Annotated in this window: 10 protein-coding genes; 5 read left to right on the top strand and 5 right to left on the bottom strand. The window is 68.7% G+C overall.

Features of this window, described 5'->3' with window-relative positions:
- The first annotated feature begins 80 nt into the window (after nucleotides 1-80).
- The 3 genes from AC3WQA_RS11795 to AC3WQA_RS11785 all read left to right on the top strand — a co-directional run bounded on the left by AC3WQA_RS11795 (nucleotide 81) and on the right by AC3WQA_RS11785 (nucleotide 1,932).
- Nucleotides 81-794, top strand: a complete 714-nt coding sequence (locus tag AC3WQA_RS11795) for a pseudouridine synthase (RefSeq protein WP_492675242.1) — start codon at nucleotides 81-83, stop codon at nucleotides 792-794.
- A gap of 122 nt (nucleotides 795-916) precedes the next feature.
- Entirely contained in the window at nucleotides 917-1,339 is a 423-nt protein-coding gene (gene arfB, locus AC3WQA_RS11790) for an alternative ribosome rescue aminoacyl-tRNA hydrolase ArfB (protein WP_492675241.1), read from the top strand.
- Nucleotides 1,336-1,932 (top strand): lysophospholipid acyltransferase family protein, encoded by a 597-nt coding sequence (locus AC3WQA_RS11785; RefSeq protein ID WP_492675240.1) that lies wholly within the window; start codon nucleotides 1,336-1,338, stop codon nucleotides 1,930-1,932. Before arfB ends, AC3WQA_RS11785 begins: the two co-directional genes overlap by 4 nt.
- Here AC3WQA_RS11785 and AC3WQA_RS11780 read toward each other — a convergent pair whose 3' ends face one another.
- A complete protein-coding gene (locus AC3WQA_RS11780; RefSeq protein ID WP_492675239.1) occupies nucleotides 1,933-2,982 on the bottom strand; it encodes a LysR family transcriptional regulator in 1,050 nt (349 codons plus the stop codon). It abuts the gene before it with no gap.
- A 115-nt stretch (nucleotides 2,983-3,097) separates the two neighbouring features.
- Here AC3WQA_RS11780 and aceB point away from each other — a divergent pair, with 115 nt between their 5' ends.
- On the top strand, nucleotides 3,098-4,693 hold the full coding sequence (aceB, locus tag AC3WQA_RS11775; protein WP_492675238.1) for a malate synthase A: 1,596 nt from the start codon (nucleotides 3,098-3,100) through the stop codon (nucleotides 4,691-4,693).
- 146 nt (nucleotides 4,694-4,839) lie between these two features.
- Nucleotides 4,840-6,114 (top strand): isocitrate lyase, encoded by a 1,275-nt coding sequence (gene aceA, locus AC3WQA_RS11770; protein WP_492675237.1) that lies wholly within the window; start codon nucleotides 4,840-4,842, stop codon nucleotides 6,112-6,114.
- 43 nt (nucleotides 6,115-6,157) lie between these two features.
- On the opposite strand, the gene AC3WQA_RS11765 is transcribed toward aceA, so the two are convergent.
- The 4 genes from AC3WQA_RS11765 to AC3WQA_RS11750 form a co-directional block, all read right to left on the bottom strand.
- Nucleotides 6,158-9,067: a bifunctional diguanylate cyclase/phosphodiesterase gene (locus AC3WQA_RS11765; protein WP_492675236.1), complete on the bottom strand. Its 2,910-nt coding sequence runs from the start codon at nucleotides 9,065-9,067 to the stop codon at nucleotides 6,158-6,160.
- Nucleotides 9,068-9,338: 271 nt separating this feature from the next.
- Nucleotides 9,339-12,437, bottom strand: coding sequence for an efflux RND transporter permease subunit (locus tag AC3WQA_RS11760; RefSeq protein WP_492675235.1), 3,099 nt, complete (start codon nucleotides 12,435-12,437; stop codon nucleotides 9,339-9,341).
- 100 nt (nucleotides 12,438-12,537) lie between these two features.
- A complete protein-coding gene (locus AC3WQA_RS11755; RefSeq protein WP_492675234.1) occupies nucleotides 12,538-13,659 on the bottom strand; it encodes an efflux RND transporter periplasmic adaptor subunit in 1,122 nt (373 codons plus the stop codon).
- Nucleotides 13,660-13,836: 177 nt separating this feature from the next.
- Nucleotides 13,837-14,301 carry a MarR family winged helix-turn-helix transcriptional regulator gene (locus AC3WQA_RS11750; protein WP_492675233.1) on the bottom strand — a complete coding sequence of 155 codons (465 nt, stop codon included), beginning with the start codon at nucleotides 14,299-14,301 and terminating at the stop codon, nucleotides 13,837-13,839.
- Between the last annotated feature and the right edge of the window lie 17 nt (nucleotides 14,302-14,318).

Here is a 14,318-nt window from a genome sequence, read left to right as displayed (position 1 = left end):
GCGCGCTGGCGCGCGATGCCTTTCGGCACTCCCCACTCCGCACGATGAGAGCATCGCGGCCAAGGCCGCTCCTACAAGACATGACCCCCATCGACATCCTCTACCAGGACGACGCCCTGATCGCGGTGAACAAGCCCGCCGGCCTGCCCGTGCATCGCTCCAAGATGGTGAACGACGCCGAGCACTACCTGGTGGACGTGCTGCGCGAGCAGGTGGGCGGCAACGTCTACCTCGCCCATCGGCTCGACCGCGCCACCAGCGGCGTGCTGCTGGTGGCGCGGTCGAGCGAGGTCGCCGCCGCGCTGGGCGAGCAGTTCATGGGCCGCGACGTGCACAAGCAGTATCTGGTGGTGGTGCGCGGCTGGCCCGAACCCGCCGCAGGCGTGGTCGACTACCCGCTGCCCGGCTCGCGCGAAACCGGCCCGCGCCGCGAGGCCCGCACGCACTACCAACGGCTCGCCACGGTGGAAGTGCCGATCGAACTCGGGCGCTATCCGCAGCAACGCTATGCCCTGCTGCTGGCCGCACCTGAAACCGGCCGCTTCCGCCAGATCCGCAAGCACCTCGCCCATCTCAACCACCCGGTGATCGGCGACTGCCAGCACGGCCGCAGCGACCACAACCGCCTCTACAAGCAGCACTTCGCCTGTCACCGCATGCTGCTGCATGCGTGGAAGCTGGATTTCCACCACCCCGCAAGCGGCGCGCCGATGACGCTCGAAGCGCCGCTGGACACCGAATACACGGCGCTGCTGGAGCGCTTCGGCTGGTCGACGGCCCAGCAAAACCCGTAGGAGCCCGCTGACGGGCGATGCTCTTGCTCCGATGCGTCAAAGCAAGAGCATCACCCGTCAGCGGGCTCCTACGGGCGCGTCATGCGCTTCGGCCCGCCAATGCGATCCCCTACACTCCACCCATGCTGACCATCAGCCGCACCCTCGCCATCCCCGAACCCGAACTGGTCGAGCGCTTCTTGCGCGCCGACGGTCCGGGCGGGCAGCACGTGAACCGCACCGAGAGCGCGGTGGAGCTGCGTTTCGACGTGGCGCGCTCGCCCTCGCTGCCGGAACCGCTGCGCGCGCGCCTGCTGGCGCGGCGCGACCGCCGCCTCACCGACGACGGCGTGCTGGTGATCCAGGCGCGCCGCTTCCGCGACCAGGCACGCAACCGCGACGACGCACGCGAGCGGTTGACCGAGATCATCCGCGCCGCGCAGGTGGTGCCGAAGAAGCGCGTGGCCACCAAGCCCACGCGCGCCTCCAAGGAACGCCGCCTGGTCGGCAAGCAGCAACGCGGCAAGCTGAAACAACTGCGCTCAAGCAAGCCGGGGCCAGAATGAAGGGCCACCTGTTCACCCCCGCCGAACTGCCGCCCGCGATGCCCAGGCTGGCCGACACCTGGCGTCGCCGGTGCTGCCGCGGCGTGCTGCGGCTCGCCGGCTGGAGCCTCGTCGGCGTATTCCCCGACACCCCCAGGCTGGTGCTGATCGCCGCGCCGCATTCCTCGTGGTGGGACGGCATCTGGGGCTTGCTCATCAAGGCCGCCGTTGGCGCCGACGTGCACTTCATGGGCAAGCAGGAGCTGTTCCGTGGCCCGCTCGGCGCCCTGCTCGTCAAACTCGGCGGCATCCCCATCAACCGCCGCTCGGCGCAGGGCGTGGTGGAGCAGATGACCCAGCGCTTCGCGGAACAAGGCACGCTGTGGCTTGGCGTGGCGCCCGAAGGCACCCGGCAGCGCGTGGAGAAATGGAAGAGCGGCTTCTGGCGCATCGCCCACGACGCCAACGTGCCGGTGTTCCCCGTCGCTTTCCACTATCCCGACAAGACCATCCAGCTCGGCCCGCTGTTCGACACCACGGACGACATGGCCGCCGACATGGCGCGGCTGCGCGCGTGGTACGCGCCGTTCAAGGGCAAGCATCACGGGGTGTGACTAGCGCCCCGAATGCCCCGGCTCGTCGTAGTCGCGGTACGTCAGCAGGCCCGGCCGCACCAGGTCGATGAAGGCGCGCGCCTCTGCGCTGAGGAACTTGCCCTTGCGCATCACCACGCCGTAGCTGCGCTGCGGAAACCAACGCGACATGTTGCGCACGGCCAGCCGCCGGTGGTCGGCCTCGGTGATGCAGATGCCGGTGACGATGGAGATGCCCATGCCCATCGCCACGTATTCCTTGATGACGTCCCAGCCGCCCACTTCGATCGCCACGTGGTAGGGCACCTGGTTCTGCTGGAACACCAGATCCACCAGCCGGTAGGTGGACAAGCGCTGCGGCGGCAGGATCAGCCCGTAGGGCGAAAGATCCTTCAGCGCCACCTCCGGCTGCGCCGCCAGCGGGTGATCCTTCGGCAGGATCAGCATGGGATCGTAGTGGCGCACCGGCGCCCAGGCGATGTCGTTGGGCACGTCCAGCATCGAGCCCACGGCGAAGTCGGCCTTGTCCTCGCGCAGCATGGCCAGGCCATCCTTGCCGGTGACGTTGGCCAACTGCATCTGCACCGCGGGATAGCGCTCGCGGTAGCGGCGCACCAGCTCGGGCAGCAGGTAGGCGATGGTGGAGGTACCGGCGGCAATGGTGAGCTTGCCGGCCTGCAAACCCTGCACCTTGGCCTGGAAATCGCGATCCAGGTTCTCCCAGCCCTCCACCAGCGGGCGCGCCAGCTCGTACAGCGCCTCGCCCGCGTCGGTGAGGTTGATGCGCCGGCGGCGGCGCTCCAGCAGCGTCGTACCCAGTTCGCGCTCCAGCGCCTGCAACTGCAGGCTGACCGAAGGCTGGGACAGGAACAGCGCCTCGGCGGCGCGGCTCAGCGTGCCCAGTTTCACCGTGGCCACGAAGGCACGCAGCTGCTTGTGGCGGTTGCCCTTGTAGTAGTAGCGCGCGCTCTCGAGAGCCGAACCATCCGCCGGCGCATGTTTTTTTGCTGCACTGCGGCTAGCCTTTCCGGCGCTTTTTACACGCTTTGATGGCGCTTTTTGTACTTTCATACCAGTAACTTACATTTGTCTTTGATATTGTCAATACCAAAGATTGAAACATTTGTTTTGTCAAACAATCATGCCGTGGCCTAACTTCGAGCCGTCCATCGCTACGGAGCCCATCATGGCCTTGCCCCGCGAACGCCTCGACACCCGCGCCGTCGAAATCACCGCCCACACCTCGCCCGCGCAGCAGGCGATCCTCTGCCCGCAAGCGCTGGCTTTCCTCGCCGACCTGCACCGCCGCTTTGATGGCCGCCGCCAGCAACTGCTGGCCGCCCGCCGCACCCGCCAGGCGCACTGGGATGCCGGCGCACGGCCGGATTTCCGCGCCGACACCACCGCGATCCGCGAGTCGGAGTGGACGGTGGCACCGATCCCCGCCGCGCTGCGCGACCGCCGCGTGGAGATCACCGGGCCGGTGGATCGCAAGATGATCATCAACGCGCTGAACTCCGGCGCCAAGGTGTTCATGGCCGATTTCGAGGATTCCTCGGCGCCTAGCTTCGCCAATCAGATGGACGGCCAAATCAATCTGCGCGATGCGGTGAATGGCCAGCTCGACTACACCTCGCCCGAGGGCAAGCACTACGCGGTGAGCGCCAACCCCGCTGTGCTGGTGGTGCGTCCGCGCGGCTGGCATCTGCCCGAGCGGCATGTGCTGGCCGATGGCGAGAGCATGGCCGGCGCGCTGGTGGACTTCGGCCTGTATGCCTTCCACAACGCACGCGCCCTGCATCGCCGCGATCGCGGCCCGTATTTCTACCTGCCCAAGCTGGAGTGCATGGAAGAAGCCGCACTGTGGGATGCGGTGATGGCGCACGCCGAGCGCGAACTGGACATCCCGCCGGGCAGCATGAAGGTGACCGTGCTGATCGAAACCCTGCCCGCCGCGTTCGAGATGCACGAGATCCTGCACGCGCTGCAATCGCGCTGCGTGGGCCTGAACGCCGGTCGCTGGGATTACGTGTTCTCCTACCTGAAGACCCTGCGCCGGCACCGCGACCGCCTGCTGCCCGAGCGCGGCCAGGTGCAGATGACGGTGCCGTTCCTGAAGAATTACTCGGAACTGCTGATCCAGACCTGCCACCGTCGCGGCGCCTTCGCGATGGGCGGCATGGCGGCGCAAATCCCGATCAAGGGTGACGAGGCCGCAAACGAGGCCGCGCTGGCCAAGGTGCGCGCCGACAAGCTGCGCGAGGTGCGCGCCGGCCACGACGGCACCTGGGTGGCGCATCCCGCGCTGGTTGGCGTGGCGCAGGCCATCTTCGACGAGCACATGCCCGAACCTAACCAGCGCGACGTGGAGCGCGACGACGTGCGCGTGACGCGCGAGCAACTGCTCGCGCCCTGCCCCGGCACCATCACCCGCGCCGGCTTCGACAACAACGTGGAGGTGTGCCTGCGCTACACCGCCGCGTGGCTGGACGGCCTGGGCTGCGTGCCGATCCACCACCTGATGGAAGACGCCGCCACCGCCGAGATCGCCCGCGCACAGTTGTGGCAATGGCTCCATCACGGCCAGCTCAGCTTCTCCGACCACGCGCCGATCGACTTCGCGCTGTTCGACCACGCGCTGGCCAGCCACACCCACCGCCTGCGCGACAGCCAGCACCCCGGCGCCGCGCGCGCCGATGCGGCGGCCACGCTGATCCGCGCGCTGATCCACGCCGACACGCTGGTCGATTTCCTCACCCTGCCCGCCTACGAACAACTCTGACCCTCTTTTTCCCTTCTCCCTCCGGGAGAAGGTGCCCGGAGGGCGGATGAGGGTGCGGATGCACGCGGACACCGCGCTAGCCCCGAACCCTCTCCCCAACCCCTCTCCCGAAGGGAGAGGGGCTCAATCACTACCGGAGCCTTGCCATGAAGACCGCCGAACAACTCACCCTGGACTGGAACAACAACCCGCGCTGGAGCGGCGTGCGCCGCAACTACACCGCGGCGGACGTGGTGCGCCTGCGCGGCACCGTGGCCATCGAGCACTCGCTGGCCAAGCGTGGCGCCGAGCGCCTGTGGAAATCCCTGCACGAGGAAGACTTCGTCAACGCCCTCGGTGCACTCACCGGCAACCAGGCCATGCAGCAGGTGAAAGCGGGCCTCAAGGCGATCTATCTCAGCGGCTGGCAGGTGGCCGCCGACGCCAACAACGCCGGCGAGATGTATCCCGACCAGTCGCTCTACCCGGCCAACTCGGTGCCGCAGGTGGTCAAGCGCATCAACAACACCCTGCTGCGCGCCGACCAGTTGCACCACGCCGAGGGCAAGGACGGCATCGACTGGCTGGCGCCCATCGTGGCCGATGCCGAGGCCGGTTTCGGTGGCGTGTTGAATGCGTTCGAGCTGATGAAGGCGATGATCGAAGCCGGCGCCGCCGGCGTGCATTTCGAGGATCAGCTCGCCAGCGTGAAGAAGTGCGGCCACATGGGCGGCAAGGTGCTGGTGCCCACCCGCGAAGCCGTGGACAAGTTGAACGCCGCGCGCCTCGCCGCCGACGTGCTCGGCGTGCCCACGCTCATCGTGGCGCGCACCGACGCCGACGCGGCGGATCTCCTCACCTCCGACATCGACGCCAACGACCAGCCCTTCGTCACCGGCGAACGCACCGTGGAAGGCTTCTTCCGCGTCAAGCCCGGCCTGGATCAGGCAATCAGCCGCGGCCTCGCCTACGCGCCCTATGCGGATCTTGTGTGGTGCGAAACCAGCAAGCCCAACCTCGCCGACGCGCGCCGCTTCGCCGAGGCGATCCACGCGAAGTTCCCCGGCAAGCTGCTCGCCTACAACTGCTCGCCTAGCTTCAACTGGAAACAGAACCTGGACGACGCCACCATCGCCAGGTTCCAGCAGGAACTGGGCGCGATGGGCTACAAGTTCCAGTTCATCACCCTGGCCGGCTTCCACAGCCTGAACTACGGCATGTTCGACCTGGCGCACGGCTACGCGCGCCGCCAGATGAGCGCCTTCGTGGAGCTGCAGGAGAAGGAATTCGCCGCCGCCGAACGTGGCTTCACCGCCGTGAAACACCAGCGCGAAGTGGGCACCGGCTACTTCGACGCGGTGACCCAGGCCATCCAGCAAGGCCAGTCGTCCACCACGGCGCTGAGCGGTTCGACGGAAGAGGCACAGTTCGCGGCGGCATGAGCGAGGGTCGCGCCGGCCGATCGAGGCCGGCGCTGCGCCAGGGTCACCCGTACAGCTCCGCTGTCGGGTGACCCAACAGGAAGCCCTGTCCGAATTCGCAGCCCATTGCCAGCAGGGCGTCGCGCTGCGCTTCGGTTTCGATGCCTTCGGCGATGACGCCGATACCGAGCGCGCGCGCCAGCACGAGAATCGCCATCACCACGGTATGGGCGCCGCCGGCCACCTCGGCATCCAGCTCGCACACGAACGCCCGATCGATCTTCAGTTCGCCCAGCGGCAGCGAATTCAGATAGCTGAGCGAAGAATAGCCGGTGCCGAAATCATCCAGTGCCGCCTGCACTCCCGCCGTGCGCAAGCGCGCCAGGATGGCGCGCACCAGCGCCGGGTCGTCCAGCAAGGCGCCTTCGGTCAACTCGACCAGCAGGCGCTTCGGCGGCAGCCCGCTGCGCTCCATCAGCTGCAGCAGGCGACGGTCGAAATCCGCATGTCGCAGGTGCAGCGGCGCCACGTTGACCGTCACGAAGCCGGGGCCGGCATCCGCCCGCGCCATGCGCTCGCAGACCATGCCGTACATCTGCCAATCGATGGCTTCGAGCAGACCGCAGGCTTGCGCCACACGCACGAAATCCCCGGGCAACAGCACGCCACGGCGCGGGTGGCGCCAGCGCAGCAGGGCTTCGTGGCCCACCACCTCGCCGGTGTCCAGCCGGCAGATCGGCTGGTAGTACGGCACGAACTCGCCATGCTGCAAGGCGTGGCGCAACTCGACCTCCAGCGCCAGTTCGTCCACCGCATGGCGTGCCATCCTCGCGTCGAACATCGCATAGCAGCCGCGCCCCATCCGCTTGGCGCGGTACAAGGCCATGTCCGCGTCGCGCAGCAGCGCATCGGCCTGTTCGTGCTGCCCGGCCAGCGCAACGCCGACGCTGGCGGAAGGCTGCAGCTCACGGCCGCCGACGACCAGCGGCTGGTGCAAGGCCTGCAACACCTCCTGCGCCACGCGCTCGGCCACCACCGGCGCGGCCACCGCATCCAGCAGGATCACGAACTCGTCCCCGGCCAGCCGCGCGACCACGTCCGGCGCGGCCACGCAGGCACGCAGCCGATGCGCCATCGCCTGCAGGAAGGCGTCGCCGGCCAGGTGGCCAAGGCTGTCGTTGATGATCTTGAAGCGATCCACATCCAGGTACAGCAGCGCGCAAGGCGCCGCTTGCGGCGAACGCGCCAGGCGCTCGCCCAGCCGCTCGCGCAGGAAGCCGCGGTTGGGCAGGCCGGTCAGCGCATCGTGCATCACTTCGTGGCGCAACTGTCGCTGGATCTGCTCGCGCTCGGCAATCTGCTCGCGCAACGCGCGCGTGCGCTCCTCCACCCGCTGTTCCAGCCGCAGGTTGGCCTGCAACAGCGCAGCGGCGGCGCGGCGACGCTGGATGCTGTGGGCAATCTGCAGGGCGGCGAAGCCCAGCAGCTCCTGGTCGGCGGGGCCGAAGCGCATCTCGTCGCCGTACCCTTGCACCGCGACCACGCCGATAGCCTTGTCCCCCGCGCGCAATGGCACCCCCAGCCAGCAGGAGGACGGCGCACCCAACCGCCGCGGCACCACCTCGCCGGCCGCGGCCAGCGCATCGAGTTCGTGCCGGCTGGCCAGCAGCGGCTTGCCGGTGCGCAACACGTAAGCCGTGACGCCCTGCTCCATCGGCATGCCAAAGGCGCTTTGCACGCCGGCATCCACGTGATACGGAAAATCCAGCCACTGCCGCTGTTCGTCGAGCAGGGCGATGAAGAAGTTCGAGGCGTCCAGCAGGCTGCCCACCTCGGCATGCACCCGCTGGTAGAACGCCGCCTCGTCGAGGTCGGCCGTGCCCAGTTCCGCCAGCCGGAACAGCGCCGACTGCAGGCGTTCCGCCCGCTGGCGCTCCTGCACCTCCTCCTGCAGCTCGCGGTTGGCGGCGGCCAGTTCGCTGGTGCGCAATTGCACCCGGCGCTCCAGCTCGTCCTTGCTCTGCTTGCGCTCCAGCGCGGTGAGCACGTGCTGGGCGACGAATTCCAGCAACGCGCGATCCTCGGCGGTATAGCCGACACCTTGCCGGTAGCTCTGCACCACCAGCGCGCCATGCACGTCGCCATCGCGCAGCATCGGCACACCCAGCCAGTCCACGCTGTCCGGCCCGACCACTTCCAGCGGCTCGCCGATCTGCGCCATCAACTGCTCGGCGCTGCCCATCAGCGGTTTGCCGTGGGTCAGCAAATACCAGGTCAGCGAACCGCGCCGCGACTCCATGGTTTCGTCGCACGCGATCTCGGGGCCGACGGTGTCCAGCGTGTCGGCGAAGTACAGGAAGCGCAGCGTGCCGCGCGCCGCAGCGTGCCGGACGATGAAGAAATTCTCCGCGTACATCAGCGTGCCCACGATGGCATGGATGCCGCGCAGGAACTCGCCCATGTCGTGCTCGGCGCCGGCCAGTTCGGAAATGGCGAACAAGGCGCGCTGCAGGTTTTCCGAGCGTTCCAGCCGGTCATGCGAGTCGTGCAACGCGGCCAGCTCCAGCAGCCGCCGCAATTGCCGGCCGGCCTGCGCCAGGCAGGGCTCCAGCGCGTCGCGCACGTCCCGACCCGCCAGCGCCACCGGCGGCGTCAGCAGCAACACCGCCGGCACGCCGGGTGCCAGCCGCAGCGCCAGCCCGGCGCCGACCAGCACCGGCGCCGCAAGCTCCGTGTCCGGTGCCGCCTGCAGCCAGGCCGCCAGCGGCGCATCCGGCTCGCCGCTGGTGACGCGGCATTCGCCACGCTCCAGCCACAAGACCCGGGCATGCCCCCAGGCCGGATCGCCGTGCGCCAGCTCCACCACCCGTTCGGCCACCGCCTGTGGCGTGGCCGCGTCGACCAGCCGGCCCAGCCACGCCAGCCGCGCGGCCTCGCCCGGAACCACAGCGCTCGTCCCTTGGGGCCGACTCATGCGCGGATGATCCTTGCCTGGACTGAAGCAGGCATCAGGGTACACGTTTTCCCGTAGTCGACGCCCTCATCGACAGCCACCGGATCACCTCGGCCAGCCCGCCTTTCCGTGCCCGATGCCACCGGAACGCGGTAGCCAGCCGACGGTCAAGGCATGCCGGCGGGCAACCACGCCTCGAGCCGTACCTGTTCCAGCCGCAGCCAGCCGGCGGCACGGAGACGCTCGTGGATGGCGCCCACGCAATCATCCCGAAGTGATGCCGCAAGGCCGCTCAGCCTGGCGGCGGTGCCAGTGCGCGCGGCTTGCGCCCGAAGCGCCGCTGCAGCTTGTCCATGTAGAGATAGATCACCGGCGTCAGGTACAGCGTGAGCACCTGCGAGACGAGCAGACCGCCGACCACCGCCAGGCCCAGCGGGCGACGCGAGGCGGCGCCGGCGCCGAGGCCCAGCGCGATCGGCAAGGTGCCGGCGAAGGCGGCCATGGTGGTCATCATGATCGGGCGGAAGCGCACGTGGCAGGCCTCGACGATGGCCGCGGCCGGCGTCATGCCTTCCTCGCGCTGCCGCTCCAGCGCGAAGTCGATCAGCATGATGGCGTTCTTCTTCACGATGCCGATCAGCATGACGATGCCGACGAAGGAGAACAGATCGAGCGGCGCGTGGAAGATCATCAGGGTGAGCAGCGCGCCCACCGCCGCCGCCGGCAGCCCGGAGAGGATGGTGAGCGGATGGATGAAGCTCTCGTAGAGGATGCCCAGCACCAGGTAGATCACGAACACCGCCAGCACCAGCAGCAGGCCCATGCCCTGCATCGATTGCTCGAAGGCCTGCGCCGTGCCCTGCACGCTGCCGGTGATGGAAGCCGGCAGATCGAGCCGGCGCATCGCGCCGTCGATCTCGTCCACCGCCTGGCTGAGGCTCACGCCGTGCGCGAGGTTGAAGGAAATCGTCACCGCCGGCAGCTCGCCCTGGTGGTTCACGGTGAGCGCCCGCGCGCTGCGCGTGAAACTGGCCACGGTGGAGAGCGGCACCAGCTTGCCGCTGCTGGCGGTGACGTAGAGCTGCGACAGCACGGCCGGATCATTCTGCAGCGCGTACTGCACCTGCAGGATCACCCAATACTGCGTGGCCGCGCCGTAGATGGTGGACACCTGACCCTCGCCGAAGGCGGTGCCCAGCGCGCTTTGCACCTGGCGCATGGTGAGCCCCAGCGGCGCCAGCTTGGCGCGATCGACCTGGACATCGATGGCCGGGCCGTTCAGGTCGAGGTCGCTGGTGACATCCTGGAAGCCCGGCAGCCTGGCGAAGGCCGCCATCACCTTGCCGGACTCCGCGTACAGCGCGTCGAGGTCGGTGGACTGCAAGGTGTACTGGTACTGTGCCTTGGAGGTGCGACCGCCGACCTGGATCGACGGCGGGTTCTGGATATAGGCGCGGATGCCCGGCACCCTGGCAAACTGCGCGCGCAGCTCCTGCATGATCTGGTCGGGATCGAGCCGGCGCTCGCCCGCCGGCTTCAGGCGCATGAAGATCGAGCCGTTGTTGGTGGTGACACGCGGCCCGCCCGAGCCCACCGAGGACATGTAGGCGACGACGTTCGGGTCGGCACCCACGATGGCCGCGAGCTGCTGCTGGCGCTGGCCCATCGCGGCGATGGAGATGTCGTCCGGCCCCTCGGTGTTGACCACGAGCTGGCCGGTGTCGCCGGCCGGGATGAAATCCTTGTCCACCACGGCGAACAGCAGCGCGGTGGCGGCAAGGCTGGCGAAGAACACGCCCAGCACCGTGCGCGGATGCGCCACCGCCCACGCCAGCGAGCGGTTGTAGCCGTCGCGCACGCGGTTGAAGCCGGCATCGAAGGCCAGCGCCACGCGCGACTTCTGCTCGTGCTCGGCATGCGTCACGAAGCGGCTGCACAGCATCGGCGTGAGCGTGATGGAGACGAAGCCGGAGATCAGGATGGCGGTGGAGATCACCACCGCAAACTCGTGGAACAGCCGCCCCACGATGCCGCCCATGAACATCACCGGCAGGAACACCGCCACCAGCGACAGCGTCATCGAGAAGATGGTGAAGCCGATCTCGCCCGAACCCCTGATCGACGCCTCGTACGGCTCCATGCCGGCCTCGACGTGGCGCACGATGTTCTCCAGCATCACGATGGCATCGTCCACCACGAAGCCGACGACGAGGGTGAGCGCGAGCAGCGAGAGGTTGTCCAGGCTATAGCCGAGCGCGTACATCACGCCGAAGGTGCCCACCACCGACACCGGCAGTGCCAGCGCGGGGATCAGCGTGGCCGAGGCATTGCCGAGGAACAGGTAGATCACCAGGATCACCAGCAGGCCGGCCAGCAGCAAGGTGTACTGCACGTCGTCCACCGAGGCGCGGATCGACGCCGAGCGGTCGTACAGCGTCTGCAGCGTGATCGATGGCGGCAGCGTGGCCTCGAAGCCGGGCAGCACTTGCTTGATGCGGTCGATGGTGGCCACCGTGTTGGAGCCGGGCTGGCGGTCGATGGCGAGCACCATCGCGCGCTTGCCGTTGAACCAGCTCGCCACCTGGTCGTTCTGCACGCCATCGCTGGCGTGGCCGAGCTGCGCCAGCGTCACCGGCGCACCGTTGCGCCAGGCCACGATGAGCTTGTTGTACGGCGCGGCGCGCGCGATCTGCCCGTTCGAGCTGACCTGCAGCAGTTGGCGCGAGCCGTTCAGGGCGCCGGTGGCGAGGTTGACGTTGGCGTCGGCAATCGCCTGCTGCAACGTGTCGATGCCGATGCCGTGCGCGGCGAGCCGGGCCGGGTCGACGCCGATGCGCACGGCGTATTTCTGCGCGCCGAACACGCTCACCTGGGCCACGCCCTGCACCATCGACAACTCCTGCGCCAGCCGCGTCTCGCCGTAGTCGTCCACGGTGGAGAGCGGCAGCGTGTCGGAGCTGATCGCCAGATACAGGATGGCCTTGTCCGCCGGGTTCACCTTGCGGAAGGTGGGCGGCGTCGGCATGTTGGTGGGCAGCTGGCGCTGCGCCGCCGAGATCGCCGCCTGCACGTCCTGCGCGGCGCCATCGATGCTGCGGTCGAGGTCGAAGGTCAGCGTGATCGAGGTCGAGCCCAGCGCGCTGGTCGAGGTCATCTGGCTGACCCCGGCGATGGTGGAGAACTGGTTCTCCAGCGGCGTGGCCACCGCGGTGGCCATGGTTTCCGGCGAGGCGCCCGGCAAGCTTGCGCTCACCGAGATGGTGGGAAAGTCCACGTTCGGCAACTCGTTCACCGCGAGCTTCGGATACGCCGCCACGCCGAACACCAGCAGCGCGATCATCACCAGCGTGGTCATCACCGGGCGGCGGATGCACAGGGCAGGGAGATTCAAAGAACCGCCTCCCCGTAGGAGCGCGCTGGCGCGCGATGGCGTGTTCCGCCCAAACCCTCATCGCGCACCAGCGCGCTCCTGCAGCGAAACGATGCGGCGCTCATTCCGCCACCACCTGTACCCGGCTGCCGTCGGTCAGCAACATCTGCCCGTCGGTGACCACCTCTTCGCCGCCGGCGAGGCCTTGCGCGATCACGATGCGCGCGCCATTGCCAGTGCCCGCCGTGACCCTGCGCTGCCGCGCGCGGCCCTGCGCATCCACCACGAACACGAAGCTGCCCTGCGGCGAGTTCTGCAGCGCGGTGGCCGGCACCGTCACCACGTCGTGCAGGCGCGCGGTGGGCAGGGTCACCTGCACGAACTCACCGGGCGTGAGGCGGCCGTCCGCGTTGGGGGTGCTCGCCTTCAGCTGGATCGTGCCGGTGCCGGTGTCCACCGCGTTGTCGATGAAATCCAGCGTGGCGGACAACGGCTGGCCGGCCGCGCCCGGCACCTGCACGCGCACCGCGAGCGGCCCGTGCGCGGCGGCGGCGCGCACCTCTGCCAGGCTGGCCTCCGGCACGGCGAAGCCGACGTGGATGGGCCGCACCTGGTTCAGCACCACGAGCCTGGTGGCGTTGGCGCTCACCTGCGCGCCGGGATACACCAGCGGCGCGCCGGCGAGACTGTCCACCGGCGCCTTGATCTGCGCGTAGCCCAGCTGGGTCTGCGCCATTTCCACGGCGGCCGTGTCCGCCTTCACCGCGGCGGCGGCGATGCCCACGTTCGCTTGGTAGCCGTCATAGTCGGTCTTCGACACATAGCCCTTGGCCAGCATCGGCGTGTAGCGACGCAGCACCTGCTGCGCATTGGCGAGCTGGGCCTGATCCTTGGCGAGGTTGCCGCGCGCCTGGTCGAGCTGCGCCTGCAGCAGGCTGGGGTCGATCCGCGCGATCACTTCGCCCGCATGCACGCGGCCGCCCAGCGCATAGGCAATGGACTGCAACTGGCCGCTGACGCGCGACTGCACGGTTACGCTGGCATACGCCTCGGCGTAGCCGTTCACGGTGAGCGACAGCGCGAGGTCGCCGCGTTCGGCCCGGGCCACGCGCACCGGCACGGTGGCGGCGGCCTTCGGCGGATTTGCCGGCCGGCGCGATGAGGCCTCATGCGCCAGCCAGGCGACCGCGAGGGCCACGCCGGCGAGCGCCGCGAATTTCTTCCAGTGCATGCGCTGCGGCATGGGTGCTCCGTTTCGTGCATCGAGGCGTCCTGCCAGCCGATGCCGTGCCGGAAGCCAGACCAAGGCACAACGCGCGGCGCGCCGCCACGTTGACTGTCACGACATATTTTACGCCGCCGGCGATCCAGCCCGGCGCGCGCGGCTACGCGGGTACGGCGAACGTTCGCCCCTGCCGCGTCACGGCTTGCGCGTTTCAGGCGCCTCCAGCGCGTCCAGCGCCTGCAGGTTTTCCTTGATGCGGCCCATCACCTCCAGCGCCTGCCGCATCTCCTCGTAGGCGATGCCGGCGGTGGCCTCGCGGCGCAGTTCGCGTGCGATGCGTTCCATGTCGTCCACCACCTCGTGCGCCTGTGCGGTGACGTAGAGCCGCCACGCGCGGCGGTCGCGCGGATCGGGCCGGCGCTCGACGAAACCGGCCGCCTGCAAGCGGTCGATCACCCGGCCCACGGCGATGGGTTCCATCTCCAGCATCTCGGCCAGCTCGTTCTGGCGCAGGCCTTCGCGGTGATAGAGCATCTTGGTGGCGCGCCACTGCGCGCGGGTGAGGCCGAACTGCACCGCCCTTCGATCGAAGTGCTTGCGGAACAGCAAGGTCACGTCGTTCATCAGGTAGCCGAAGGAAAGCTCTTCCGTTTTCGCCATGATCGGGTGCACCCTGT

Source organism: Rhodanobacter sp. FW106-PBR-R2A-2-24, from assembly GCF_058789615.1.
The sequence above is the reverse complement of the archived record's forward strand: the minus strand, read 5'-3'. Positions and strand labels throughout refer to the sequence as shown.

Excerpts from the sequence above, each read along its gene's own strand:
- AC3WQA_RS11795 (WP_492675242.1), top strand. The coding sequence starts at position 81 with ATGACCCCCATCGACATCCTCTACCAGGACGACGCCCTGATCGCGGTG.
- AC3WQA_RS11780 (WP_492675239.1), bottom strand. The coding sequence starts at position 2,982 with ATGAAAGTACAAAAAGCGCCATCAAAGCGTGTAAAAAGCGCCGGAAAG.
- aceA (WP_492675237.1), top strand. The coding sequence starts at position 4,840 with ATGAAGACCGCCGAACAACTCACCCTGGACTGGAACAACAACCCGCGC.
- arfB (WP_492675241.1), top strand. The coding sequence starts at position 917 with ATGCTGACCATCAGCCGCACCCTCGCCATCCCCGAACCCGAACTGGTC.
- aceB (WP_492675238.1), top strand. The coding sequence starts at position 3,098 with ATGGCCTTGCCCCGCGAACGCCTCGACACCCGCGCCGTCGAAATCACC.
- AC3WQA_RS11755 (WP_492675234.1), bottom strand. The coding sequence starts at position 13,659 with ATGCCGCAGCGCATGCACTGGAAGAAATTCGCGGCGCTCGCCGGCGTG.
- AC3WQA_RS11785 (WP_492675240.1), top strand. The coding sequence starts at position 1,336 with ATGAAGGGCCACCTGTTCACCCCCGCCGAACTGCCGCCCGCGATGCCC.
- AC3WQA_RS11750 (WP_492675233.1), bottom strand. The coding sequence starts at position 14,301 with ATGGCGAAAACGGAAGAGCTTTCCTTCGGCTACCTGATGAACGACGTG.
- AC3WQA_RS11765 (WP_492675236.1), bottom strand. The coding sequence starts at position 9,067 with ATGAGTCGGCCCCAAGGGACGAGCGCTGTGGTTCCGGGCGAGGCCGCG.